Origin of the sequence: Paraburkholderia sp. PGU19, from assembly GCF_013426915.1 — a bacterium.
Classification (GTDB): Bacteria; Pseudomonadota; Gammaproteobacteria; order Burkholderiales; family Burkholderiaceae; genus Paraburkholderia.
Map to the genome: position 1 here is coordinate 533,282 of NZ_AP023183.1, position 22,500 is coordinate 555,781.

The following is a 22,500-nucleotide window of genomic DNA, read 5'->3' on the forward strand; positions in this document are numbered from 1 at the left end:
CAAGGTGACATCATGAGCGACAACACGCAAATCGCCCAACGCGACCAGGACGCAGTGACGCGCGCGGAATCGGGTGGCACACGTCGTCGCGCCGCGCTGACGCCGGCGGTCGATATCTTCGAAGACGCTCACGCGGTCACGCTGCTGGCCGACCTGCCCGGCGTATCCAACGAGAAGCTGGACATCAACGTCCACGACGGCAGTCTGACTATCGAGGCGGAATCCATGGTGCCCGTGCCGCCGAACCTCGTGCTCTCACACGCGGAAGTGCGGGCGCCCTACTTCTCGCGCCGCTTCGCCGTCAGCGAAGACTTCGATACCTCGCGGATTGAGGCGTCCCTGAAGGATGGCGTCCTGAAGCTGACGATACCGCGTCGCGACGAGGCGAAGCCACGACGCATTGAGGTGCGTACAGGCTGACGCCAACTACCCGATGCATACGGTTGACCGGCGGAAAGGTATCCGCCGTTCCGCGGTCGACTGCGTCGTCGACGAACTTTCGAAGGCATGCACAAGCGGAACAAGGCAACCAACGGCACGGCGATGGGCACGGCGATGCAGTCCGTGAGGAACGACCCGTGCGACAGAAAGTGCTTAACACCGCCGGCGTTGCAGGTCGCTCGTGAAAGCCTTGGACGTTTGCGCTGAGAGTGCAGAGATGAACTTGGAAGTAAATACTTCTCCGACCGACACCGGCATTCGTGCGGCGCACCGGGAAGCGCTGATTACCGCCGAACTCGCGACGCGGGCAAGCCGGCGCCCCAACCATGGAGCGGAGGCCAAAGTCCTGAGACGGCTCGCCCATGCTCTCGCTACCTCTGATGCAGCCATGCTTGACATGCTGACATCGGAGGCTGCCCGGCTTTGCAGGGCGGGCAGCGCAGGCATCAGCGTGCTCGAGTCGCTACCGGACAAGCCGGTGAGTTTCCGGTGGGCGGCCCTCGCAGGCCACTGTGCGCCACTTCTGAATACCTACCGACCCTTTGATGACAGCGTATGCGGCGTGACGCTGGCAATGGGCAAGCCGGAACTGTTCAAGACACCGCAACGCTACTTCCCGTCGATAGAAGCCGTCTCGCCGCCAGTCGTCGAAGCCCTGCTCGTGCCCATCCCGGTTGGCGACGGGCCCTGGGGCGCCATCTGGGTAATGTCTCACGACGAAAACGCGCGCTTCGACGCAGAAGACCTGCGTTTGCTGACGAGCCTCGCCGACTTCACCGGTGCCGCGTTGCAGGTCACGCGTATGCAGGCGCTGGCGGAGAAACGGGCGACTGAAGCAGAGGAAGCCCAGGAAGCGCTCCGCCGGACCGAAGAGCGCACCTTCGAGTTTATCGCCACACTCACTCACGAGCTCCGAAGCCCAATTGCGCCCGTGGTTTCGTCACTGGAAATTCTTGGTCGCCCAGGGAGCAGTGGTTCAGCGACGGCGCGCGCGCTCGAGATAGCGCAACGGCAGATAGGCCGGCTCCAGCGACTGATTGATGACCTGCTGGATGCATCACGAATCCGGCACGGCAAGGTGGAAGTCAAGATGGGCACATGCCAACTGGCTGATATCGTGTGGGATGCCGTCCACGCCGTGCACCCAGCGATGGAGGCGCGCAAGCATCGACTGACCGTGCAGTGTCCGTCCGAACCGGTCGCATTGCACGCCGACGCGGCCCGCCTTACCCAGGTTCTCGTGAACCTGCTCAGCAATTCCGCCAGGTATTCGCCCGACGGCAGCCACATTGAACTCGCCGCTGTTGTCGAACCGGCTTCCGACGACAACGGGACGACCGCGCGAGGTAGTGTGAAATTCACCGTGACCGATGAGGGATACGGTATCCCTGCGGACAAGCTTCCCCATGTGTTCGGGATGTTCACGCAGCTCCGTTCGCGGGTATCGACAGCGGACTCAGGTCTGGGAATCGGACTCGCTCTGGTCAAGTATCTGGTTGAGTGTCATGGCGGTCGCGTCTCCATTGCGAGCGGCGATGGCCGTACAGGGACCACGGTGACGGTGGTGCTCCCCGTTCTCGAGCGGCTTCAGGTGGTTCCTCACTGGCAGCAAAGCCTGAATGACCCATTGTCTTCGGCATGAATCGCCGATTTCAAGAGCTTGCAACGTCGATGCAGGCAGAGAGGCTAGTTCGATGAAGCATCGTGTGCCCGTTCTAGGTCTCAGAAAGAGACACATATTACGGGTCGCGAAGCGGCGCGGAAGATGGGCGTTCCGGGATGCGCTCTATTTTGAGCGCCACTCACGCCTTTGACTGTTCCTGTCCTGACGTCTCCGCTTCCGTCGACGGAGCGCCGGCATCAAGTCCCAACTGCTGCCGGGCTTTCTCCCAGTATTCCTCGGACCGACCTTCCGGGCTCCCATCCCTTTCCCAAAGGTAAAAGGCAAGGGTCCGAATTTGCTCTTCCGTAACAGGGACGTCCATTTAAACCTCCTAAGTCAGCGTGGCAGAGCATGCCGATAAACGGAGGCGCGAGAGAGTCCACGCGAAGCGACCCGGTATCGCAGACCTCGATTATGGCTACAAGATGCAAGCGCGAAGAAACCGACAACGCCAATCGATTATGAACCGGGCACCAGTGAAGAGAAAGCTCGATGCGCTGGTTTCTCGGCCACGTCGCGGAATACGCCTTGCTGCTTTCGAATCACTGATACAACCGGAGAAAGACATGGCAACAAAACCGAAGGAACAGAAGCCAGCCAGTGAGAAGTCCGAAGACGACATCGACAGGGCTGTCGAGGACACTTTCCCCGCCAGCGACGCGCCGGCGACGGGTGGAACCACCCGCATCAAGTCGGAAGACGGCGAAGAAACTGATGAGGATTCGCCCGAGTAATGAAGGCGCAAGCAAGGAGGCATCATGGCAGACACTTTCAGACCGGGCGAAATCGTCACAGTGTCAGGTATCTATTCGGCCGTTCTTGAAGGGGGCGACAGCGAGGGCCGGACATTTGATGCCACATGCGTTGAGGGCGACCGCTTCCCGCCAACGCGCACTGGCGTCGGCGTGCATTACGAGCTCAAGTACGGGGCTCCGTACTCGCACCAGCATCCTGAGTTGAACCCGCGCAAGTAACAGCTTTTACCTTCATCGCCAAAGGCTATGGGCTTTCTCCTCCCCTGCATCGCAGGTACCAGCCGACGAATCAGGCACCGCAAGTTGTCCACAAAATCTGTTTGCAAGGCTGTGCACAACTTCACGAGCAGCCTGTGCAAGTACCTGAAAGGACTGGACTTGTGCGGTGCGCGCCCGGTGTGTGGATTTCGGCGGTCATCATGCGTTGGCAAGAAGTTGTGAAGTAAGGACACCCCGCGTGCGCAACGTGGCTGAACCCCGACGCCCGAACCGCGACCCACTGAAGCACGGCGCGTCCCTCTCGCACGCGAACTGTCTTGCGGTGCATCGTCGTCTCCAACAGAGGTATTGTATGGCGCGCCGCTGATAACGACTCGCAGGATACGAAACCGATATTGCACACATCCCGGGACCAAGCTTTGCTGCGTGACGAGATTCCTGCCCCGTAGCGATGGTCGTGGTTCCATCCGGTGGCGCCACGGACTTCAACCCTACTTTACCCAGATGGAGGATGTAATGAGCAGTATTTCCGGTGAACATGCGGTTGCTTCGCGGAGAGCAAGTTTCGAATCGCTGTCCGAGGCGTGGACGAAGGCATTTGGCTGCATCGAAAAGCTGACTGAGTTGAACCTGCGAGCGGTCAAATCGACGCTTGCCGAAAATCAGGCAATCGCAAAGCATGGCGTTGTCAACCAGAGACCCCCAGGAGCTATTCGCATTGCAGACACAACGAGCGCAAGCCGCTATGGAAGAGGCGCAGTCATATTGGCGGCACGTGCGCAACATCATGTTCGGCACCCAAGCCGAACTGACTGCGACCATAGAGGCCCTATTCAAGCAAAGACAGCACGACGCGCAGGTCTTTGTCGAGTCTGTCGCGAACAATGCACCGGCCGGAACCGAAGCCGCCGTGAATGCATTGCAATCCGCCGTCACGGTCGCCAGCGAGGCCACGAGCGCGACGATTGAAGCCAGTAAAAAGGCTGCCGAGCAAGCTGTGGAGATTGCCGAGAATAACGTTACTGCCGCAGCTTCCGCCTCAAGCAGGGTGACCAAACAGGCCGTTGAACAAGCCCGGGCTGCAACAAAAAGATAAACGCAAATATGTTGGGCGACGCGACCTGCCGGTGCGCGCCGCTGCACTTGTGAGCGCTCGTGATGTCAGGCGTTTCCCAGCAGTTGCAGAAGCCGCTGCTGGTCATGGGAAAGTTGTCCGAATGAAGTGAGGTGCCTGTTCACAGAAGCAACTATTAGTGCGCCGGGGCCGTTGCGCACAGGCTTTTCACGATAAGAACAAGTTCAGAAGGGGACGTACCTTTCGGGCAATATCCGTCAAAACTTTCGCTCGCAGCGTTCGCCATCACAAATTGTTCTTCAGCGCACGTGTATGCCAAAACGAGTGGTCTGGGAGCGGGTACGCAATGCCTGATTGCTTCGGCGGTCTCGAAGCCGTCGCGTTGTGGCATCCAGATGTCAAGCAGGACCAAGTCGGGCAGCCAGATTCTGATTGTTTCCAGCGCATCACCGCATCCGCCAGCGACACGGGTTTCGATACCATCAAGTGCGAGATGTCGCAACACCAATTGCGGCCCCACGATAGTCGTCGACAACGAGGACTCGCAGCGTACCAGGTCCATGCGCTTCGTTCCGGTCGGGTAAATGATTAGCCAACATTTGGTCATACCGAAAAAGACTTTCCTCGCCTGAGTTGCAGCAAGATGCGATCCTGGTCGCGTGCTGCGGTGGTTCACGAGAGAGAACGCAAATGCTTCCAGTTTTGGTTTGCTCCCCTTCCAATGTCTGGCATCCAGAATGCGCAGTGCACGACCCACAAATCTGCACTAGTAAAAAAGAGCTCCGAACGCCAAATCTAATAGTACCGCCCCCAAAAGACCAGGGGGAATCGCGCAGGGGATTTGCGAAGGAGTAGCGACCGGCCGGTTGGTCAGTGTGCGAAGCTTGCGCATGAAGCAATGCACAAGGCGAACCGTTTCATCCGCAGCTAACTGTAGTGGGCGGTGTCAGGTTGGCGGACAGACAACGGTAGAATGAAGCGATGAACAAGACGAAATCGCTTTATCACGGCCACCGCTTCCGTGCTGTTGTCATCAGCTGCGCCGTTCGCTGGTATTTCCGGTTCAACCTGAGCCTGCGCGACATTGAGGAGTTGTTGCTTGAGCGTGGCGTCGTGGTCACGTTCGTAGCGCCACTATGAGCGCAGTCGGACATTCTCGAGTTGCGCTCGATGCTCGATGGGCCGTTGTCGCGACTCAAAGCCGTGCCGCAGTGGTCCGACACTCTGCTACCGCCATTTTTAACAGCACCCCGTATCGGGCATGCGGGATGCTACTACTCAAGCGCAGTTCTGAACGTGCATGGGGCCTGTTTCAGAACTGCCAGCCCGGCGCCTTGTACGGACAGCGCCGAACTGTCTACAAAGCCAGGCGTCTATCAGGAGTGCCAGCAGCGGGACGCCTGGCTTTTTTTCTCTGGTTGCCTAGGGTTATTTGAAACGGCCGTCGGCAACCATGTCCGATAGCCGCCCTCGCAAGGGCCAGGCAGGGGAACGCCCAGCCTCTTTTTTCAGTCGCCGTCATCATGCCGTCTGATCGGGCAACGGGCAACGCAAGCACCTGCGTCGTGTCGCGACAGCTCGCCGGAATGGGAACGCCGCGTCGATGTAGCGGTTACGCTGGAAGTGGATGAGGCTCGTAGACGACAAGGTCTGTTCGCTGTAGCCATCAAACGGACCGGGATTGGGCATGAGCCTCGTGCGTTCGTCCTGCAGCACGTTTTCGACCGTCGGCTCCGGCCACTGTGGGTGACGCATCTGCCAGGCCTCGCGACACTGGCCAGCGACCCATTCGTTCAGGATCTCCACTCCCAGCGCCGCGGCGCGGCCTCGTGCCAAATCTGCCGCGGCCGGTCCTGAATGTTCTTCTCGACGATGCCTTTCTCCCAGGCTGCGGCCCGGTTGCAGCACTCCGGCTCGAACAGGTAGTGACCACACATAGCTTCGAAACGCGCGTTGACCGCTCGCTCCTTGCTCCGACCTTGTCCACGGCGGTCTTCTTGGCGTTTCAACGGGAAGGCGGCAATCGTCCCGGGCGCAGGTTCCGGCATCGGCGCGGCCACCGCGAGGCGACTTTCACTAGAAGGCGCGATCGTGGTGCTCTGCGGTCGGACGCGTAGCAAGCTCGATAGCGTGGCGAGCGCCTGCCCGCCGACCGCACGTGGGTTCAGCCAGCCGACGTCCGCGAGTTCGACGAGGCGGCGGTGCTAATCAACAGGACAAATCGCGCGCTTCGCGCGTCTCGACGTGCTGGTCAACAACGCGGGCGTCGCGCCGACGGGCCCCATTACCGAGGTCTCGATCGATGACTGGAACGACGTTATCGCAACCGATGTCACGGCATCTTCTATGGCCGCCGCGCTGCCATTCCCCATCTGAAATCCGCGCGCCGGCGGACTTGGCGGCGACCGGGGCATGAGCTTTTATAAGCGGCGAAAGGCACCGTCACCAACTTCACACGCGCGGCGGCACTCGATTGCGCGGCGGACGGGATTCGCGTGAACGCAGTGTGCCCCGTCGCTGGCACTCACCGATCTGACAGGGGACATGCTCGGCGACGAACCGTTGCTGAAGTCCTTCCGGGAGCGCATCCCGCTTGGCAATTATGCGCTGCCCGAAGACGTGGCCGCCGCAATTGCATTTCTTACCAGCGACGACGCGCTTTTCATTACAGGCGTCAATCTTCCTGGCACGGCGGATTGATGGCATCGAACGGTCAGCCACGGCAGGCTTGAGCGAACACGTGGCAATCGTGGTTCGCCGCTTGCTGCGTATCAAGCCTGCTCCATGAATCAGGGAGAAAACCTATGAAGCTCAAACGCACGAAAATAAGGCACGTTGTCATTGGCGCGGTCGTTCTGGCAGGCGCGCTTGTCATTGCACCGCTCGCCGCACAAACGGAAGCCGCGTCGACGACGGCCGGCAACCCGCTGGCGCAAGCCGACAAGGACTTCGTGCAGGCGGCCTCGTCGGCATCATCCACGGAAATCGACGCTGCCAAGCTCGCCACCTCGAATTCCGAAGACAAGGATGTCAAATCGTTCGCGCATCATATGATCCTCGACCACACGAAGCTGACCGTCCAACTGAAAATGGCCGCACCGGATGGAGTAACCGTGCCGAAGGATAACTCGGATACAGCCTTGCTCGGCTCGCTGAAGGGACTGAAGGGCAAGGCATTCGATCAGGCGTATATATCGAAGGTCGGAGTGGAGGGCCATAAAGAAGCGGTCGCGGCCTTCCAGAAAGAAATTGCGGATGGACAAGACGCGAAGTTGAAGAAGGCAGCGCAGGATGCGTTGCCGACCATACAAAAGCATTATCAGATGGCGCAGGATCTCGCCACCAAAAAGGGCGTATCGCAGTAGCGCCGCTATTGTTGCTGCAGGCACGCGGGCGCGGCTATCGCAGGCCACGAGAGCGGCTTGCAGATGTCGGCTCTATGCGATGGTGCAGCGCGTAACTGGCCGACCATAGGGTCGTCCTGGCATGAGAATCGCGCAACGCACCTCGTGATGCTTGAGGCAGGCTTGCTACTTAACCTGTGTGTTCGCGAGGCTTGTCTCGCTAACGGCTTTCGCAGCGCAGGTCACTGCCTCATGGGATTCGCATGCGAAGCCGGCGCCCGACAGCGGAGGCGGGCTGTACGCGACCCACTGCCGCCGGTCGAGTCGTCCGAAGTTCAACGGCAGGTATCAAGCGTTGGGTCGTCACAAGGTGCGGCCTACCGAAACAGCGTCCGTTTGCGATCAGCTTTCGAGCATGAGCAAAGCGACACGCTGTTCCGCTACGATTCTGGCGGGATGCCACGGTGGCGGTGACAACGGCACGGTCCCTTGCACGACTTATCGATAACCGTGGATAAGCGGTAGCAAGAACACTAGGTTCCTTGTCGGAACCGCGTTAGCCGCGGGCTTCGACTACTACCTGACGAAGCCGCTTTCGTTTGAGAAGCTCGGATACACCCTGTCAAACCGCCGGGATGGAAGGCCAGGCGGTCTGATTTGAGGAAAATTGCGTTCGCTCATGAAGCGACGGAACCTCGGACCGTTGCTGCAACTGGGCTATCACGACGAGGTGGCTTCAAAGTTTTTACGCCGCGGACACGTAAAGGTTGCTCGCGAGGGAGGCAAATTGAAAGCGGTAGCCATCAAAAGCATTCGACCAACTCAGCTGACGCACGGACTTCGCGAGATACGCCGGAAGACGCAGTTCTATGAGGCGCTGACCAGTCACGACCTGGAAATGGCAATCGCTGAAAAGCCGGTACCTGTCGTACTTGGACCGGGCGGGGCACCGTTCGCGATTGACCATCATCATGTGGCAAGCGCCCTGTGGCGCGCGGGAATAAAGACGATGCCCGCAGTGCTGGTAGCCGATTTCTCGTGGCTGTCGTATCAGGACTTCTGGTTGTCGATGGACGACCGCCGCTGGACTTATCCATATGACACAAAGGGGCAGCGGAAGAGCTTTGCAGATATGCCCGAGCATGTATGGGAACTGGAAGACGACGAATATCGCAGCCTGGCGGCGTCGGTGCGCGACGCCGGCGGCTATGAAAAAACTTCCGTCCCGCTCGAAGAGTTCAGGTGGGCTGACCTCTTCCGTACATACCTGCCGTATCCAGGGACCGACGACGAATTCGTAGCCATACAGCGACAGGCGGTCAAGCTCGCAAAGAGCAAGGTGGCGGCGGGTTTGCCGGGATTCGTGGGGAAGGTACCGGGTTAGGCACCATGACCGTGGTGTGCTCATTTTCGTGGAGCGCAGTGATTTCCCGTCTGAAGCGAAGGGATTTTCCCACCCGAAGATTCTTGACTCCGACTACGCAAGCCGCTCGCACCCCGCCCGGATCTCTATCCGTCAACTGCCGCCCGACGCCGGCGTGGGAGCCGATGCCCCCATGGCGGCGTTCGACTTTTTGTGCGCCTTCTTGTGCGACGTGGTGCCGGAGGGTGCCATCGTATTCGCTCCGGACGCACCCGACACGGTATCGGTCGAGCCCCCTGCGTTCGGCTTGCTCATGCCCGTGCCGCCCTGCCCGCCGGCGGCGCCTCCGCCACCCGCGCCTTGCGCGTAGACATTTCCTGCAATACCGATAAGCAGCGCTGAAATCAACATTCCTTTTGTCGAGCCTCGCATGGTCGTCTCCTGAAGCGCGGAGCGGTCGTTAGCACCGGAAGGTGTGAACCCGCGTTCAGCTAACCGCAAGCCCCATGCCTCAGGCATCGATGAGCAATGCCAGCGCTGACGCGCTCGATTGGCGGCTGTGCAGCCTCACAAATGCTTCGTCGCGAGGGGTGTCCATGTGTGCGTGCGAACGCCAGTCGGGTTACACCTGAGATCCTGCCCGCATGTTGACCGATCTCCCGGTCTCCGGAGAATGCCGAAAACCATCATGCCGCATCAACCCACCAGGCGATTTCGTCAACGTCCACTACCCGGCCGAAACGATTCCTGATGCCACGTCCCCATGCGCAAATGGAAGCACCAGGCGTCAGGTACTCACGCAACGCTTCGCGAGCATGCGGCGGCACGCGCAGCGACGTACCATCGTCGAGCACGGCGCCGCGCAACTCCCCTTTCACTCCCTGGACTTCCATCGGCACAGGTGCACGCGACAGCTTTTCAGGCCCGGACGCCCCGCTGTGTTGTGGTCCATCGTCGATCAATGTTCTGCCATCGCTCGCCGTCAATGAGACGGCGGAGATCATGTCAACACCGCGCGGCTTTATGCCACGGATCCGGATACGATCGCCGACCTGGATGTGACGCGCCGCCCACGTTGACATATGGGGAGGAAAGTGGGCCTGACGCGCGCCGCGAAGTACGAGTCCGTCGAGTTTTCCGTGCGGGTTCATGAGAAATCGATCAACGACACCGCGTGTTTCCGGCAGACAGTCGGGGTCAATCCAATGCATGTGATACTCCGTGGCTTGTGCCAAAGTTGATCGAAACGCCATCGAAACATCATGTGACGCTCCCGTTCACTGCGATGTCGCCAGGCCGAGGTCGTCAAGGTAAGTGGTGCCCCCCGTTACGCCGTAGATTTCGCCCGTGACAAAGCTCGACTCCTGCGATGCCAGCACGACGTAGATCGGTGCAAGCTCGGCAGGCTGACCCGGACGCTTCATCGGGACTTCAGCGCCGAATTGCTCCACCTTCTCCTGCGGCTGGCCGCCGCTTGGCTGCAGCGGCGTCCAGACGGGACCCGGCGCCACTCCGTTGACGCGAATTCCGCGATCGATCACCTGCCTGGCGAGCGCATGCGTGAATGCGGTGATCGCCGCCTTGGTCGATGCGTAGTCGAGCAATCCGGGACTGGGCTGATAGCTCTGGATTGACGTCGTGTTGATGATCGTCGCGCCCGGCGGCATGTGCGGCAAGGCTGCCTTGCAAAGCCAGAACATCGCAAATACATTCGTGCGGAACGTCGCTTCGAACTGCTCTGTGCTCAGGTCGGCAATGTGTTCGACGAAGTGCTGCTTGCCAGCAACGTTGACGAGGATGTCAAGCCCGCCGAGTTGCGCCCGGCTGTCATCAATCAGCTTGCGACAGAACGCTTCGTCTGCAATATCGCCTGGCAGCGCAACGGCCTTTTGTCCTGCCTCGCGAACGAGTCCAACGACCTGCCGCGCGTCCTGCTCTTCCGAAGGCAGATAGTTCAATGCCACGTCTGCGCCTTCGCGCGCGAAGGCGATAGCGACGGCGCGACCTATGCCGCTATCGGCACCCGTGATAAGCGCCCGCCTGCCTTTCAACCTGCCGAAGCCCTGATAACTTGTCTCGCCGTGATCGGGCTTCGGCGACATCGCCTGCGCAAGCCCAGGCGCCTCCTGCGGCTGTCGCTCGAATTCCGGGCCGGGATACTGCGTCGTGGGGTCCTGCATACGATATTGATTAACGGTGGCGCCCATTTTTCGCTCCTTTGCATGAAGTCCGTGCCGACGGCAAGCGCAAAACGCATACCACCTGTTCGACCGCGCGATGCCAAAGCGGCTAATCCTTGCCCCCCGGAATCACCGCGCCCAGTACCTGACGTGCCGTATTGGCGATCACGCTGCCTTCTTTCGGGTCGCCTTCCATCAAGGTCCGCGCAAACGCGCGTGCCTGCGCGAGCGTCACATGCGGCGGCAGCGGCGGCACTTCAGGGTCCGACTTCACCTCGAGTACGACGGGCCGTTTCGCGGCGAGCGCGGTTTCCCATGCATCGGCCAACTGCTCGGGTTTGTCGACGTACAGGCCCGTCAAGCCGAGCATTTCCGCAAACCGGTGATACGGCACATTGGGCACCTTCTGCGACGCGTCGAACTTCGGATCACCTTCCATCACCCGCTGCTCCCACGTGACCTGATTCAGGTCTTCGTTATTCAGCACCATGCAGATCCAGCGCGGATCGGCCCATTGTTTCCAATACTTCGCGACGGTGATGAGTTCCGCCATGTTGTTCATCTGCATCGCGCCGTCACCCACCATTGCGATCACGGGCCGTCCCGGATGCGCGAACTTCGCGGCAATTGCATACGGCACGGCCGCGCCCATCGACGCCAGCCCGCCTGACAACGTCGCCATCATGCCGCGCCGGATCTTCAGATCGCGCGCATACCAGTTGGCGCACGAGCCCGAGTCGCTCGTGAGGATGACGTCATCGGGCAGGCGCGGCGACAGTTCAGTGAAAGCGCGCTGCGGGTTCACGCCGTTGCTGGCGGGCTGCTGGGCGCGTTCGTCGAGCGTCTCCCACCAGCGCGAAGTCCAGCGTTCGATTCGCGAGCGCCATGTGTGGCTGTCCTTTTCAGTCAGCAAGGGCAGCAGCGCGCGCAACGTCGCCGCGCTGTCGCCGACGAGGTTCACTTCCATCGGGTAGCGCAGGCTCAGCATGTCGGCCTTGATGTCGATCTGCACGCCGCGCGCATCGCCCTCCTTCGGCAGGAATTCCGAATAGGGGAAGCCCGAGCCGATCATCAGCAGCGTGTCGCACGCATTCATCATTTCGTAGCTCGGCTTCGTGCCGAGCAGGCCGATCGATCCTGTCACCCACGGCAGATCGTCGGGTAGCACGGCTTTGCCGAGCAGCGCTTTTGCAACGCCCGCGCCGAGACGGTTTGCGACTGCGATGACTTCATCCGTGGCGTTCAAAGCCCCGGCGCCAACGAGGATTGCAACCTTATGCCCGGCGTTGAGCACGTCGGCTGCGCGTTGCAGATCGTCTTGTGTGGGAATCACGGTCGGCTGCGAATAGCCGACACCGGAATGCGCCGTGCCGTGCTTGCGCGCGGGCGGCTCGTATTCGAGGTCCTGCAGATCGTTGGGCAGAATCAGCGCCGTCACACGCCGTTCAGCCAGCGCGATGCGGATCGCGCGATCGACGAGGTGACGCACCTGAGCAGGCACGCTTGCCTGTTGCACATAGGCGCCCGCCACGTCCTTGAACATCGCAGCGAGATCGAGCTCCTGCTGATAGTGGGACCCAAGTGCTGCGCGCGCCTGCTGACCGACGATAGCGAGCACGGGCATATGATCCATGCGCGCATCGTAGAGGCCGGTAATCAGATGCGAAGCACCCGGCCCCGAAATCGCGATGCAGACACCGAGTTCGCCCGTAAACTTCGCATGGGCGCTCGCCATGAACGCCGCCATTTCCTCATGCCGCGCCTGCACGAATTCGATCTTCCCATCCGCACGATTCAACGCTCCGAACACACCGTTGATGCCGTCGCCCGGATAACCGTACATACGCTTGACGCCCCAGTGATGCAGCCTCTCGACAATGAAGTCGCCTACCGTGGTTGACATGAAAGTCTCCCGTAAAAGAACCGGATTGCCATTTCTCGGTGAGCAATCAGCGCGCCCCGTCGCCGACTAAATCACGCTGTAAGGCACATCCATTGCTCACTCTCCCTGGTTTAGGGTGCGACGGCGCGTACGCGGTCTTGGGCGCGACGGTCTGGCCACTACGGCCAGTTCGCGCTGGACTGTGCGCTCTGGGATCTGCGTGCGAAGCCCCTTGGTTTGTCTCTCGTCACTGCGCCAGGCCGCGCGCGCGACAGCATGCAGTCTGTGGCTCGCGCAGTTGCGTCACCTTCAGGGACGCCGCGATAAAGCGCACAAGCTTGTCGAGCGCGTGTCGGCCCTGCGAAACCATCTCGGCTTTCTCGCGGAGGAATAAGACACGCGTCGGCAACGCTTCTGCGGAAACTTTCCTCAAAAGCTGTCGCATGTTGCGCTGATCAATGCCGCGCGGGTTCCCGGAAAATCATGAAGGTGCATCCGCGTTCCAGACAGAGAGGCATCACGCGGCACCGCTTTTCCATTCGGACCATTCGAGCGCGAACAGCGACACGAGTGCGGCCGCCGCACACAAGGTGGCAAGCCAGCACAGGCCCCGAAGCACCCAGTGAGCACTCAGATCGCCCACGGCCGAATGCTTCGTGCTCAACAACACCAGCATGAACATGATGGGGGTGGCTGTGGAGCCGTTCAACACCGCACCCCAATACATCAGCCGTAGCGGTTCCACATGTGCAGAAGTCAGCACCACGCCGAGGGCACCGCCAAACAGCATCACGACGAGCAATGCGAGCGAGATTCGCCGGTCCGTGAGCGCCTTGTCCTTGCTTTCGACGATACCTGCGACTGCGTGTGCCGCCGAACCTGCCAGCGGCGGTAAAGCTAGCAACGCCGTTCCAATGGATGCGAGCGCCAGCACCTGCGGAGCGTATCGATACGCGACAGGTTCCAGTACGTTCGCTGCGCCGTCTATATCCGTCAGACCTCGACCATAACCATAGAGTGTTGCGGCCGCCCCGGCCATGATGAAGAACCCAACTGCGTTGGATAGTGCCGTTCGAATCAGCGTGTCCTTTCGGGTCTTGCGAAATTGCTGCTCGAGCAGCCGGTTATGTTTCGCAGACGGTTTATGTTTGGGGTCGAGCCGCAACTCTTCCAGTTGCTGCGTCGCCTGCGAGAAAAGCAGGTACGGGCTGATCGTCGTGCCCAGCACCGCCAGTAGCATTGAGAAGTAATGTTCCTGCCAGTGTAGATGCGGCACAAGCGCTGCGGATAACAACACAGGCCAAGGGATGCGCATCACGATCACAACACCGGCATATGCAAAGAGCGACAACGTCAGCCATTTCAACGCATCGGCATATCGAGGATAGGGCAACGTAAACTGAAGCGCGACCGACAACAACGTCGCCACGCCCGCGAACACCGATACGGAACCATGCCACAGGAAATGTGCTGCCACGCCCATCGCAACCGTGTCTGCGGCAACATTGAGCACATTGGCAATCAAAAACCGCGCAACTGCAAGATAAAAGAACGCACGCGGGTAGTGCTCACGCATGTTGCTGGTCAGCCCTTGGCCCGTCAGCACGGCAATACGAGATGCGACCAGCTGAAACGCGACCATTGACGGATATGACAGCACGCACAACCAGGCCAGGTCCAGCCCGAACTGCGCACCAGCGAGCGAATAGGTCGCAATGCCACTCGGGTCGTTGTCGCTTCCCGTCGACGCCAGCCCCGGTCCCAGATCCGCCGCCCACGAGTGAGCCACCGGCGGGTCACCGGTTTTCTCGTCCTTCCTGGGTCGGCTGACTATCACGTGGTGCCCATAACGCGAGCGATGCTGTGGGTCAATCATTTGCAGTCAGTGGCGCGTCGGCCTGCCCAATCCCTCGCACGCCATTTCATTCACCTGCGTCCGCAGGCGGTTCCTCCGCCAGCCAGTCGTGCACTTCAGGCCGGACGCTGAACGTCGGAGAATCGATCCATGCTTCCAGCCAGGATAGCCAGATTCTCCACTGCGCATCGTCCATGACGAACTCTTCGTAGCTGGACCCAGAAGGAGCGTCATTAATCAGGACATAGGCGACGCGCCGACCCGTCCAATACGCAACCAGTTCATCGGTGAGGTCTGCCGTCGTTCCTACGCCATGATCTCGAAGTACGGCACCAACCTTTGCTTCAAACCCTTCACGCGACATCGCCATCATCGTCCCCGCTACATTGAACAGCGACACGCGGACGCCGCTGTCGCGATTCCCCACGACCTGTGACAAGCACGGAATGAGCCTGATTTGTCAACCGCTCAGATGCACGAGGCTCGTTTGCCGCCTGGCATTATGTGTCAGGCCTCCAACTGCTTGCGGCACACCCGTTGCTGCGGATCGATCGTCTCGACCCGACGTCAGCAGGAGTTCAATATGCGACCGACAAGCGTTCTAAAGCCGCCGCAGCATTCCCGGCCGAGGCCGCACGGCGTCAAGGGCGCCGTGGCGTTCGTAAAAGATGTCGCAGGCCGCTTCTCCAGCGACCGCTGTACGATGATGGGGGCGAGCGTTGCTTTTTATTCCGCGTTCTCGCTCGCGCCCACACTGTTGATCGTGCTAGCAGTCATCGGCTGGTTTTTTGGACGCGATGCCGCGCAGGGGAAGCTCTTCCACCAGATCAAGGGCATTCTCGGTGCGGATGCAGCAAGCGCAATACAGGCGATCGTCGAACATGCACATTACTCGGGCAACGGCGGCATTGCCGCGTTGATATCCATCGCGTTGCTTGTGGTTGGCGCATCCGCCACGTTTTCGTCGCTCAATACGGCGCTCGACGTCGTGTTCCAGGCCAATTCCCCGAAAGGCATCGCGGGCGTCGCGTTTCTGTTGCGTGCGCGTCTCGTATCGCTGGGTCTTGTGATGGGTCTTGCGTTTCTGCTCGTGGTTTCGCTCGTCATCGACGCTGCCGTTCAGACGGTGGGGAACGCACTCTTTGGCAGCATGGCGCTCACGGTCTTCGCGGAGGCAGCGCAGACGCTATTCGGTCTGGTGATACTGACCGTTGGACTGGGCGCTCTGATCAAATGGCTGCCGGACACACACGTCTCGATCCGGCCCGCGTTGATCGGCGGACTGATCGCGGCGGTACTTTTCACGGTGGGCCGTCATCTCTTCAGTTTTTATCTGGCACATGCTGGCACGGCTGGCTCTTTCGGTGCGGCCGGCTCACTCGCAGTGCTGATGATGTGGCTGTACTTTTGCGCTGCCGTTTTCCTGCTGGGCGCGGAGGTGGTCGCCGCGATAAGCGGTACACCTTCTCGTGACAACAGCGACGCAGATGCGCAGGAGCTCAGTGCCGGCGGCCCGACGCAAGGCCTTTGGGAAACCCGTGCGGCTCGTAGATCGCGCCCTCAAAAATAGCCTGGACCGCGCTCCCTGATTGCCTCTCGCCTGTACCCGCCCATTTGCAGAACGCCGGCCTTGCTGGTATAGCGGTAATTGCGTGTTCGCCGACCAGACAGTCCACATGAAGCAAACATAGAGGCTGGTCACGGTCCGCCTGGTTCTGAAAACTGTTGCCGCAGATACCGCGCTGTGTGACTTTCATTCTCGCGCGCAACCTCGACGGGCATGCCGCTCGCCACGATCGTCCCGCCCGCGTCTCCGGCTCCCGGGCCAACGTCAATGACCCAATCGCTTTGCGCAGCCACCCGCATGTCGTGCTCGACCACCACCACCGTATTGCCCGCGTCGACCAGTCCTTGCAGCTGTATCAGCAGCCGTTCAACATCCGCCGGATGGAGCCCCGTAGTCGGCTCATCGAGGATGTACAACGTGTCCCCCCGCTGCGCGCGTTGCAGTTCGGTAGCGAGCTTGATGCGCTGTGCTTCGCCGCCGGATAGCTCCGTGGCCGGCTGGCCGAGTCGCAGGTAGCCGAGACCGATGTCGCGCAGTGCGTTTAGCGCGCGCATGACGGTGGCCTGGTCGGCGAAGAAACTGCACGCGGCGTCGACGGTCAGGCTCAGCACTTCGGCGATGTTTTTGCCCTGCCAGACGATCTCCAGTGTCGAAGTGTTGTAACGGGTACCGTGGCAGGTCGCGCATGGCGCATACACGCTCGGCAGGAACAGGAGTTCGACGCTGACGAACCCTTCGCCCTCGCACGTCGGGCACCGGCCTTGCGCAACGTTGAACGAGAAGCGGCCCGCGCTGTAGCGACGCTTGCGCGCGGCGGGTGTGTCTGCGAACAGCTTGCGAACGTGGTCGAAAAGCCCCGTGTAGGTCGCGAGGTTCGAGCGCGGCGTACGCCCAATCGGTTTCTGGTCGACGCGCACGAGTCGCCTGATTGCCTCCATCCCCTCGGCGATGTGACCACTCGTGGGTGCCGGTTTGCTGGCGAGCAGCGGGTCCTGTTCTTCATCGTCCGGGCCTTCGATGATTTTTCCCAGCCGGCTCGCGACCAGTTCGGGCAACGCCTGACTGACGAGGCTCGATTTGCCCGAACCCGATACGCCTGTCACCGTCGTCAGACAGCCGAGCGGAAACGCGACGCTCAGCCCATGCAGATTGTTGCGGGTGATATTGGCAACCCGTAGCCAGCCCGCGGCATCGCGAGGCGTGCGATCAATGCGCGCGGCCGGGGCGAACAGATGTCGACGCGTCTGTGATGCGTCGACATCCGCGAGTCCCGCAGGCGGTCCGCTATACACCACATGGCCGCCCGCCTCGCCAGCGGCGGGACCCACGTCGACCAGCCAGTCGGCACGCCGCATCATCTGCAGATCATGCTCGACGACAAACAGCGAATTGCCGGCTTGCTTGAGTTGTTGCAGCGCGCTAAAGAGCGCTTCGCCATCGGCGGGGTGCAAGCCGGCCGATGGCTCGTCGAGTACATACACGACGCCAAAGAGCTGCGACGACAATTGCGTGGCGAGCCGCAGGCGCTGCAACTCACCCGACGACAGTGTGGGCGTACTGCGCTCGATCGCGAGATAACCGAGGCCGAGATTGGTCAGAGGCGCCAGGCGTTCCAGCAATTCGGCCGCAATGCGCTGCGCGGCGAGCCGTTTCTCTTCGGACAGATTCGGCGTACGCCGCACGTCGGGCGAAGCTTTGTGCGCTGAACCGCCGGCAGCGACACGCTTGTCGACGGCATCGCGCATGGCGCTCTTGCTGAGCACGGTACCTTTGCTGGCGCCTCTGCCCGTCGCCGTGGTGTCTCGCTCCAGCCATTCGCCGCGCGCGATCGGTTCGAGCATCGCGGCGAGTGCCGAGAGCGGCAACCGTGACAGTTCGGCAATGTCCAGCCCGGCGAATTTCACCGAAAGCGCGTCCTTCTTGAGCCGTTTTCCGAGGCAATCCGGGCAGTCGTTTCCGACCATGTACTGCGATACGCGCCTCTTCATCAGCGCGCTTTGGGTGTGTGCAAAGGTGTGCAGCACGTGACGGCGCGCACCCGTGAACGTGCCCTGGTAGCTTGGCTCGTCCTTGCGTTTGAGCGCGGCGCGCGTCTCTTTGGGCGTGAGTCCCGCGTAGACAGGCACCGTCGGCTGCTCGTCAGTGAAGAGAATCCAGTCGCGATCTTTTTTCGGCAATTCGCGCCACGGGGTGTCGACGTCGTAGCCGAGTGTCACCAGGATATCGCGCAGGTTCTGTCCGTGCCATGCTGGCGGCCACGCGGCGATCGCACGCTCACGGATGGTCAATGTGTCGTCAGGCACCATGGATTTCTCGGTGACCTCATACACGCGCCCGAGTCCATGGCACGTTGGGCACGCACCCTGAATCGTATTGGGTGAGAAGTCTTCGGCGAACAGCATCGGCTGCTTCGGCGGATAGGTTCCGGTGCGCGAATACAGCATGCGCACGAGACTCGACAGCGTGGTAACGCTGCCCACCGATGATCGCGCGCCGGGCGTGCCACGTTGTTGTTGCAGAGCGACGGCGGGCGGCAGCCCTTCGATTGCGTCGACTTCGGGCACGCCAACCTGTTCGATCAGGCGCCTCGCGTAAGGCGCAACCGATTCGAAATAGCGCCTCTGCGCCTCCGCGTATAACGTGCCGAATGCCAGCGACGATTTGCCCGAGCCGGATACGCCGGTGAATACGACAAGCGCGTCTCGCGGGATCTGTACGTCGATGTTTTTCAGGTTGTGCTCGCGGGCGCCACGCACGCGTACGAAACCCGAGCGGGCCTCGGCGGGCGTTGGCGCCGAGTTGGGTTTGCTGCGGACGTCATCCATCTCGGTTTGTCGTGAGGTGCGTAATAAACAGGTTGTGCAACCGGACCCTTATGTGCACGGACCATGCCAAATCACGCACGAGGCTGTGACATACGAGCGTCTTATCTCCGTTTCGCGATATCGTTAAAAGTGACGCCAGCACGTATCTCCTGTCTTGATTGGAATCCAGTACGCAATGCTTTCAGGACAATCCCGCTCTCTCCGGGCATTGCAAGCCATGCCCGCCACAAGGCATCTAAAATTCCTAACCGCAGGGGCAGCCCACTCTCGTCGAACCATAATGCTTTTCACCTGAGCATCTGATGGATCAGTTCGACCAGCACTGCGCCGTCGTTGCCTTTCTGGTAATAGCCATCGAAATGTTCCATTGGGCCGCGACCTCTCAATTCCAACTCCGCGAAGCCGGTTACCGCGACGATGAAAATGTCCTTTAAGGCATGCATGCCGCGAATGATCGACGCAATGGCAAAGCCGTCGTGTTCCTCCATGCCTATGTCGAGTAATACGACGTGCGGTGTCCAGTAGCTCAACAGATCGATGGCGGCTATACCACCTAGCGCAAACCGGGCCTCAAGGCCGGCGGAGACCAGTAATGCGACAAGTGCGTGCGCGCTCGACTCCCGGTCATCGACGACAAGCACGCGCCCAGTCCTGCCCTGAAGGGAGCACTGCCGGTCCGTCAGGCGATGGACATTCTTCGACAGATTGGTATCTAGCATTCGTAAATCCCCGAATGATGTTGCGTATCGATGTTTGAGCAGCAGGTAGCATCAAAACAATTGCCAACACAAGGATAGCAAACCGAAAAGCGACGACAGCGCTCGACCTGCCATCTCTGTGGGGCAACGCCCCGTTGAGACCCTTGGCAGTCTTGTCTATCTATGAACAAAGCGAGTCTCGGCAAATCGATGTGACCTACTTCCCCAAACTCTGCCTGATGCGCTCGACGTCCCGGCTCGTCACGGGCGGCGCATCGTTGCCCCACGCATTGCGTACGAAGGTCAGGACGCGCGCCATTTCCGTATCGGTCAGCTTGCCCGCAAACGGAGGCATTTTCTTTGGTTCAGGTCCGCTCTGCGTATGCGGTGCCTCGCCACCCTCGATCAACAGACGCACGAGCGAATCAACCTGTGCGCTCAACACGGCAGGATTGCCCGCGAGCCGCGGATATCTAAGCGCTTCGCCCATTCCATCCGGTTTGTGACAGCGGGCGCAAAAGCCCTGATAGATGCCCGCGCCGGGCAACTCGACCTCGCCCGTATTCAGCGCGCGCACGCTGCGCAGCGCCGCATGCGACCGATCGTCGAAATGCCCGGAAGATTCGCGCGCTGACAAGCTCTTTAGATAACCGGCGATCGCGCGCAAATCGTCGTCGGTCAGATATTGCGTGCTGTCCTCGACGACCTGAACCATGCTGCCGAACGTGGCGAGTCCGCCGCCATGCCCGTGCTTCAGGAAGGACACGAGTTCGTCATTGGAAATGCGGCCGAGCCCCGAGCCCGCGTCGCCCGTCAGATTCGGGGCGAACCAGTGGTCGCTCGTGCCGCCCGTCAGATAGCGCCGCGATTGCTCGTCGTAGCCGCGCTCTTCGTAAGCCGGTCCGCGCGGCGTATGACAGGCGCCACAGTGTCCGAGCGACTGGACGAGATAGGCACCACGGTTCCATTGCACGCTGCGTGTCGATTGCGGCACGAATTCGTCGTCGGGCGCAAACGCGACGCTCCAGAACATCAGCGCCCAGCGCTGGTTGAACGGAAATGGCAAGGCGGTGCGCGGCGCAGGTTTCGACACGGGCGCGACGCCGTGCATGAAATACGCGTAGAGCGCGAGCATATCGTCGTCGTTGATCTTCGCGAACGACGGAAACGGCATCGCCGGATAAAGCCGCCTGTTGCCGGGCGCGATGCCCTCGCGCACCGCGCGCTCGAAATCGTCGTAGCTGTAGCGCCCTATTCCGGCGACGGGATCCGGCGTGATGTTCGACGACCAGATCGTGCCGAACGGCGAACCCATCGCGAGGCCGCCCGCGAACGGCGCGGTGGGATGCGGCGGCTCCTTGCCAGACGGACCGCCCGGCGGCGCCGTGTGACAGCCTCCGCAATCGGCCGCCTTCGCGAGGTATTCGCCCTTCGCGATCAGCTTCGCGTCGCGGGTATCGACGCGCGCGGCAGACGTTTGCGCGCCGACGCGCTGCATTGTGCCCGTTGTCATCCACGCGGCTACCGCGATGGCCGCGACACCGACGACGAAAACGAAAGTCGTCTTCATCGCCGTCACCAGCGCCCGCACGGTGACACGACCAGCACTGCGAGATCGGTCGTGACCAGCCCGAACATGAACATCGCGCTCGACAAAGCACTGACGCGTGCGAGAAACCATTCGAGTTCCGTGATCCGGCGCGCGCGCACATCGAGTGCATCTCTCCGCCTCGCGCGAGTGAAGATCACTGTGCGCCATGCGACCACGACACCCGCCACGCCCAGCGCGAAGCACGCCACGCTCAACACCATCAACGCGGGCATCATCCACGCGGGCGGCGCGGCTGGACGATCCGGCGTAGACATCGGACAGGCCTGCGCCGTCAGCACTTCGCCGATGAACATCTGCGCGAACCATGCGAGCGGCGTCGCCAGCGTACCGGCCAGCAGACGCCACGAATGAAGGCGCGTAGCGTCCTGACGCAGGGTACTGTCGCCGTTCGTACGCTCGATCATGTCCGCGCCCTCAGCACATATGGCGACAGATAGAGCGTCGTGAATATGAAGAGCCATACGAGATCGACGAAATGCCAGTACAGGCCGCCGATCGTCAGCGCGAGACAGCGCTTGTCGTCGAAATAACCGAGCGCCGTCCAGAGCAGCAGCAACGCTAGCACGACGAGTCCGACCGCGACGTGCGCAAGGTGAAAGCCGGTGATCGTGAAGTACAACGAGCCGTACAGGTGCGTCGTCAAACCATAAGGATGATTGCGCCACTCCTGGAACTGGATGCCGACGAAGATCACCCCGAGCAGCAGCGCCGTACTCATCGACGCCACCGCCCAATGGAGACGCCGCTTCACGCAGCGTTCGCACAGCCATACGAATACGCTGCTCGATAGCAGGATCGCCGTGTTCGCGAGGCCAAGCCCGAGCTTCGGCAGACCTTCGGGCGGCCACATGCGGCCGCTTTGCGACGCGAGATATAGATACGAGAAGATCAGATAGCCGAACAGCGAGCCCTCCGTGACGATCAGCGCGAGGCATCCGAACCAGCCGCCCGAGCGCTCACCCGCGCTGCCGACGGGCAGGCGCGTCGGACGTTCGTAGTCGTCGCGCAACGCGTCGCTCAT

The 22,500-nt window shown here is 61.0% G+C and carries 21 protein-coding genes and 3 pseudogenes; 10 read left to right on the forward strand and 14 right to left on the reverse strand.

Annotation, left to right across the window (positions count from 1 at the left end; all coding sequences use genetic code 11):
- Positions 1–12: 12 nt before the first annotated feature.
- Positions 13–420 carry an Hsp20/alpha crystallin family protein gene (locus H1204_RS49445; RefSeq protein ID WP_180736455.1) on the forward strand — a complete coding sequence of 136 codons (408 nt, stop codon included), beginning with the start codon at positions 13–15 and terminating at the stop codon, positions 418–420.
- A gap of 238 nt (positions 421–658) precedes the next feature.
- Positions 659–2,083: a GAF domain-containing sensor histidine kinase gene (locus tag H1204_RS49450; RefSeq protein ID WP_180736456.1), complete on the forward strand. Its 1,425-nt coding sequence runs from the start codon at positions 659–661 to the stop codon at positions 2,081–2,083.
- Positions 2,084–2,243: 160 nt separating this feature from the next.
- On the opposite strand, the gene H1204_RS49455 is transcribed toward H1204_RS49450, so the two are convergent.
- Positions 2,244–2,426, reverse strand: a complete 183-nt coding sequence (locus H1204_RS49455) for a DUF2934 domain-containing protein (RefSeq protein ID WP_180736457.1) — start codon at positions 2,424–2,426, stop codon at positions 2,244–2,246.
- A 244-nt stretch (positions 2,427–2,670) separates the two neighbouring features.
- Here H1204_RS49455 and H1204_RS49460 point away from each other — a divergent pair, with 244 nt between their 5' ends.
- The 3 genes from H1204_RS49460 to phaP all read left to right on the forward strand — a co-directional run bounded on the left by H1204_RS49460 (position 2,671) and on the right by phaP (position 4,174).
- Positions 2,671–2,838, forward strand: coding sequence for a hypothetical protein (locus H1204_RS49460; RefSeq protein WP_167450375.1), 168 nt, complete (start codon positions 2,671–2,673; stop codon positions 2,836–2,838).
- A 24-nt stretch (positions 2,839–2,862) separates the two neighbouring features.
- Positions 2,863–3,078, forward strand: coding sequence for a hypothetical protein (locus H1204_RS49465; RefSeq protein WP_180736458.1), 216 nt, complete (start codon positions 2,863–2,865; stop codon positions 3,076–3,078).
- A gap of 679 nt (positions 3,079–3,757) precedes the next feature.
- Complete coding sequence (gene phaP, locus H1204_RS49470; protein WP_243469147.1) at positions 3,758–4,174, forward strand: TIGR01841 family phasin; 417 nt, start codon at positions 3,758–3,760, stop codon at positions 4,172–4,174.
- 154 nt (positions 4,175–4,328) lie between these two features.
- Here the strand turns inward: phaP and H1204_RS49475 are convergent, their stop codons facing one another.
- Positions 4,329–4,715, reverse strand: a complete 387-nt coding sequence (locus tag H1204_RS49475; RefSeq protein WP_180736459.1) for a response regulator — start codon at positions 4,713–4,715, stop codon at positions 4,329–4,331.
- A gap of 419 nt (positions 4,716–5,134) precedes the next feature.
- Between H1204_RS49475 and H1204_RS49480 the strand changes: the two are divergent.
- A pseudogene (locus tag H1204_RS49480) lies at positions 5,135–5,272 on the forward strand (IS6 family transposase); the annotation flags it as partial.
- A gap of 486 nt (positions 5,273–5,758) precedes the next feature.
- On the opposite strand, the pseudogene H1204_RS49485 reads toward H1204_RS49480, so the two are convergent.
- A pseudogene (locus H1204_RS49485) lies at positions 5,759–6,147 on the reverse strand (IS21 family transposase); the annotation flags it as partial.
- A gap of 28 nt (positions 6,148–6,175) precedes the next feature.
- Here H1204_RS49485 and H1204_RS49490 point away from each other — a divergent pair.
- The 3 genes and pseudogenes from H1204_RS49490 (at position 6,176) to H1204_RS49500 (ending at position 8,881) form a co-directional block, all read left to right on the forward strand.
- Positions 6,176–6,885: pseudogene (locus H1204_RS49490) on the forward strand (SDR family oxidoreductase).
- 72 nt (positions 6,886–6,957) lie between these two features.
- A complete protein-coding gene (locus H1204_RS49495) occupies positions 6,958–7,518 on the forward strand; it encodes a DUF4142 domain-containing protein (protein WP_180736460.1) in 561 nt (186 codons plus the stop codon).
- A gap of 766 nt (positions 7,519–8,284) precedes the next feature.
- Positions 8,285–8,881, forward strand: a complete 597-nt coding sequence (locus tag H1204_RS49500) for a ParB/Srx family N-terminal domain-containing protein (RefSeq protein ID WP_180736986.1) — start codon at positions 8,285–8,287, stop codon at positions 8,879–8,881.
- A gap of 132 nt (positions 8,882–9,013) precedes the next feature.
- Here H1204_RS49500 and H1204_RS49505 read toward each other — a convergent pair whose 3' ends face one another.
- The 6 genes from H1204_RS49505 to H1204_RS49530 all read right to left on the reverse strand — a co-directional run bounded on the left by H1204_RS49505 (position 9,014) and on the right by H1204_RS49530 (position 15,177).
- Positions 9,014–9,292, reverse strand: coding sequence for a hypothetical protein (locus H1204_RS49505; RefSeq protein ID WP_180736461.1), 279 nt, complete (start codon positions 9,290–9,292; stop codon positions 9,014–9,016).
- Between the two features lie 254 nt (positions 9,293–9,546).
- Positions 9,547–10,071, reverse strand: coding sequence for a hypothetical protein (locus H1204_RS49510; protein WP_180736987.1), 525 nt, complete (start codon positions 10,069–10,071; stop codon positions 9,547–9,549).
- Between the two features lie 66 nt (positions 10,072–10,137).
- Positions 10,138–11,067, reverse strand: coding sequence for an SDR family oxidoreductase (locus tag H1204_RS49515; protein ID WP_180736462.1), 930 nt, complete (start codon positions 11,065–11,067; stop codon positions 10,138–10,140).
- A gap of 82 nt (positions 11,068–11,149) precedes the next feature.
- On the reverse strand, positions 11,150–12,943 hold the full coding sequence (locus H1204_RS49520; protein ID WP_180736463.1) for a thiamine pyrophosphate-requiring protein: 1,794 nt from the start codon (positions 12,941–12,943) through the stop codon (positions 11,150–11,152).
- Between the two features lie 496 nt (positions 12,944–13,439).
- Positions 13,440–14,711, reverse strand: a complete 1,272-nt coding sequence (locus tag H1204_RS49525) for a divalent metal cation transporter (protein WP_243469148.1) — start codon at positions 14,709–14,711, stop codon at positions 13,440–13,442.
- A gap of 133 nt (positions 14,712–14,844) precedes the next feature.
- Positions 14,845–15,177 carry a hypothetical protein gene (locus H1204_RS49530; protein ID WP_243469149.1) on the reverse strand — a complete coding sequence of 111 codons (333 nt, stop codon included), beginning with the start codon at positions 15,175–15,177 and terminating at the stop codon, positions 14,845–14,847.
- A 183-nt stretch (positions 15,178–15,360) separates the two neighbouring features.
- On the opposite strand from H1204_RS49530, the gene H1204_RS49535 reads away from it, so the two are divergent.
- On the forward strand, positions 15,361–16,347 hold the full coding sequence (locus tag H1204_RS49535; protein ID WP_180736464.1) for a YihY/virulence factor BrkB family protein: 987 nt from the start codon (positions 15,361–15,363) through the stop codon (positions 16,345–16,347).
- A gap of 128 nt (positions 16,348–16,475) precedes the next feature.
- Here H1204_RS49535 and H1204_RS49540 read toward each other — a convergent pair whose 3' ends face one another.
- From H1204_RS49540 to H1204_RS49560, 5 genes are all read right to left on the reverse strand, one after another.
- On the reverse strand, positions 16,476–19,169 hold the full coding sequence (locus H1204_RS49540) for an excinuclease ABC subunit UvrA (protein WP_180736465.1): 2,694 nt from the start codon (positions 19,167–19,169) through the stop codon (positions 16,476–16,478).
- A 287-nt stretch (positions 19,170–19,456) separates the two neighbouring features.
- Positions 19,457–19,888, reverse strand: a complete 432-nt coding sequence (locus H1204_RS49545) for a response regulator (protein WP_180736466.1) — start codon at positions 19,886–19,888, stop codon at positions 19,457–19,459.
- 196 nt (positions 19,889–20,084) lie between these two features.
- Positions 20,085–21,365, reverse strand: a complete 1,281-nt coding sequence (locus tag H1204_RS49550) for a cytochrome c (protein WP_243469230.1) — start codon at positions 21,363–21,365, stop codon at positions 20,085–20,087.
- A 77-nt stretch (positions 21,366–21,442) separates the two neighbouring features.
- Positions 21,443–21,883, reverse strand: coding sequence for a hypothetical protein (locus H1204_RS49555; protein WP_180736467.1), 441 nt, complete (start codon positions 21,881–21,883; stop codon positions 21,443–21,445).
- Complete coding sequence (locus tag H1204_RS49560) at positions 21,880–22,500, reverse strand: cytochrome c oxidase subunit 3 (protein ID WP_180736468.1); 621 nt, start codon at positions 22,498–22,500, stop codon at positions 21,880–21,882. The genes H1204_RS49555 and H1204_RS49560 overlap by 4 nt, the downstream gene beginning before the upstream one ends.

Excerpts from the sequence above, each read along its gene's own strand:
- H1204_RS49540 (WP_180736465.1), bottom strand. The coding sequence starts at position 19,169 with ATGGATGACGTCCGCAGCAAACCCAACTCGGCGCCAACGCCCGCCGAG.
- H1204_RS49495 (WP_180736460.1), top strand. The coding sequence starts at position 6,958 with ATGAAGCTCAAACGCACGAAAATAAGGCACGTTGTCATTGGCGCGGTC.
- H1204_RS49545 (WP_180736466.1), bottom strand. The coding sequence starts at position 19,888 with ATGCTAGATACCAATCTGTCGAAGAATGTCCATCGCCTGACGGACCGG.
- H1204_RS49520 (WP_180736463.1), bottom strand. The coding sequence starts at position 12,943 with ATGTCAACCACGGTAGGCGACTTCATTGTCGAGAGGCTGCATCACTGG.
- H1204_RS49450 (WP_180736456.1), top strand. The coding sequence starts at position 659 with ATGAACTTGGAAGTAAATACTTCTCCGACCGACACCGGCATTCGTGCG.
- H1204_RS49465 (WP_180736458.1), top strand. The coding sequence starts at position 2,863 with ATGGCAGACACTTTCAGACCGGGCGAAATCGTCACAGTGTCAGGTATC.
- H1204_RS49505 (WP_180736461.1), bottom strand. The coding sequence starts at position 9,292 with ATGCGAGGCTCGACAAAAGGAATGTTGATTTCAGCGCTGCTTATCGGT.
- H1204_RS49455 (WP_180736457.1), bottom strand. The coding sequence starts at position 2,426 with ATGGACGTCCCTGTTACGGAAGAGCAAATTCGGACCCTTGCCTTTTAC.
- H1204_RS49475 (WP_180736459.1), bottom strand. The coding sequence starts at position 4,715 with ATGGACCTGGTACGCTGCGAGTCCTCGTTGTCGACGACTATCGTGGGG.
- H1204_RS49515 (WP_180736462.1), bottom strand. The coding sequence starts at position 11,067 with ATGGGCGCCACCGTTAATCAATATCGTATGCAGGACCCCACGACGCAG.
- H1204_RS49560 (WP_180736468.1), bottom strand. The coding sequence starts at position 22,500 with ATGAGCGACGCGTTGCGCGACGACTACGAACGTCCGACGCGCCTGCCC.
- H1204_RS49535 (WP_180736464.1), top strand. The coding sequence starts at position 15,361 with ATGCGACCGACAAGCGTTCTAAAGCCGCCGCAGCATTCCCGGCCGAGG.
- H1204_RS49550 (WP_243469230.1), bottom strand. The coding sequence starts at position 21,365 with ATGCAGCGCGTCGGCGCGCAAACGTCTGCCGCGCGCGTCGATACCCGC.
- H1204_RS49510 (WP_180736987.1), bottom strand. The coding sequence starts at position 10,071 with ATGCATTGGATTGACCCCGACTGTCTGCCGGAAACACGCGGTGTCGTT.
- H1204_RS49460 (WP_167450375.1), top strand. The coding sequence starts at position 2,671 with ATGGCAACAAAACCGAAGGAACAGAAGCCAGCCAGTGAGAAGTCCGAA.
- phaP (WP_243469147.1), top strand. The coding sequence starts at position 3,758 with ATGGCGTTGTCAACCAGAGACCCCCAGGAGCTATTCGCATTGCAGACA.
- H1204_RS49445 (WP_180736455.1), top strand. The coding sequence starts at position 13 with ATGAGCGACAACACGCAAATCGCCCAACGCGACCAGGACGCAGTGACG.
- H1204_RS49555 (WP_180736467.1), bottom strand. The coding sequence starts at position 21,883 with ATGATCGAGCGTACGAACGGCGACAGTACCCTGCGTCAGGACGCTACG.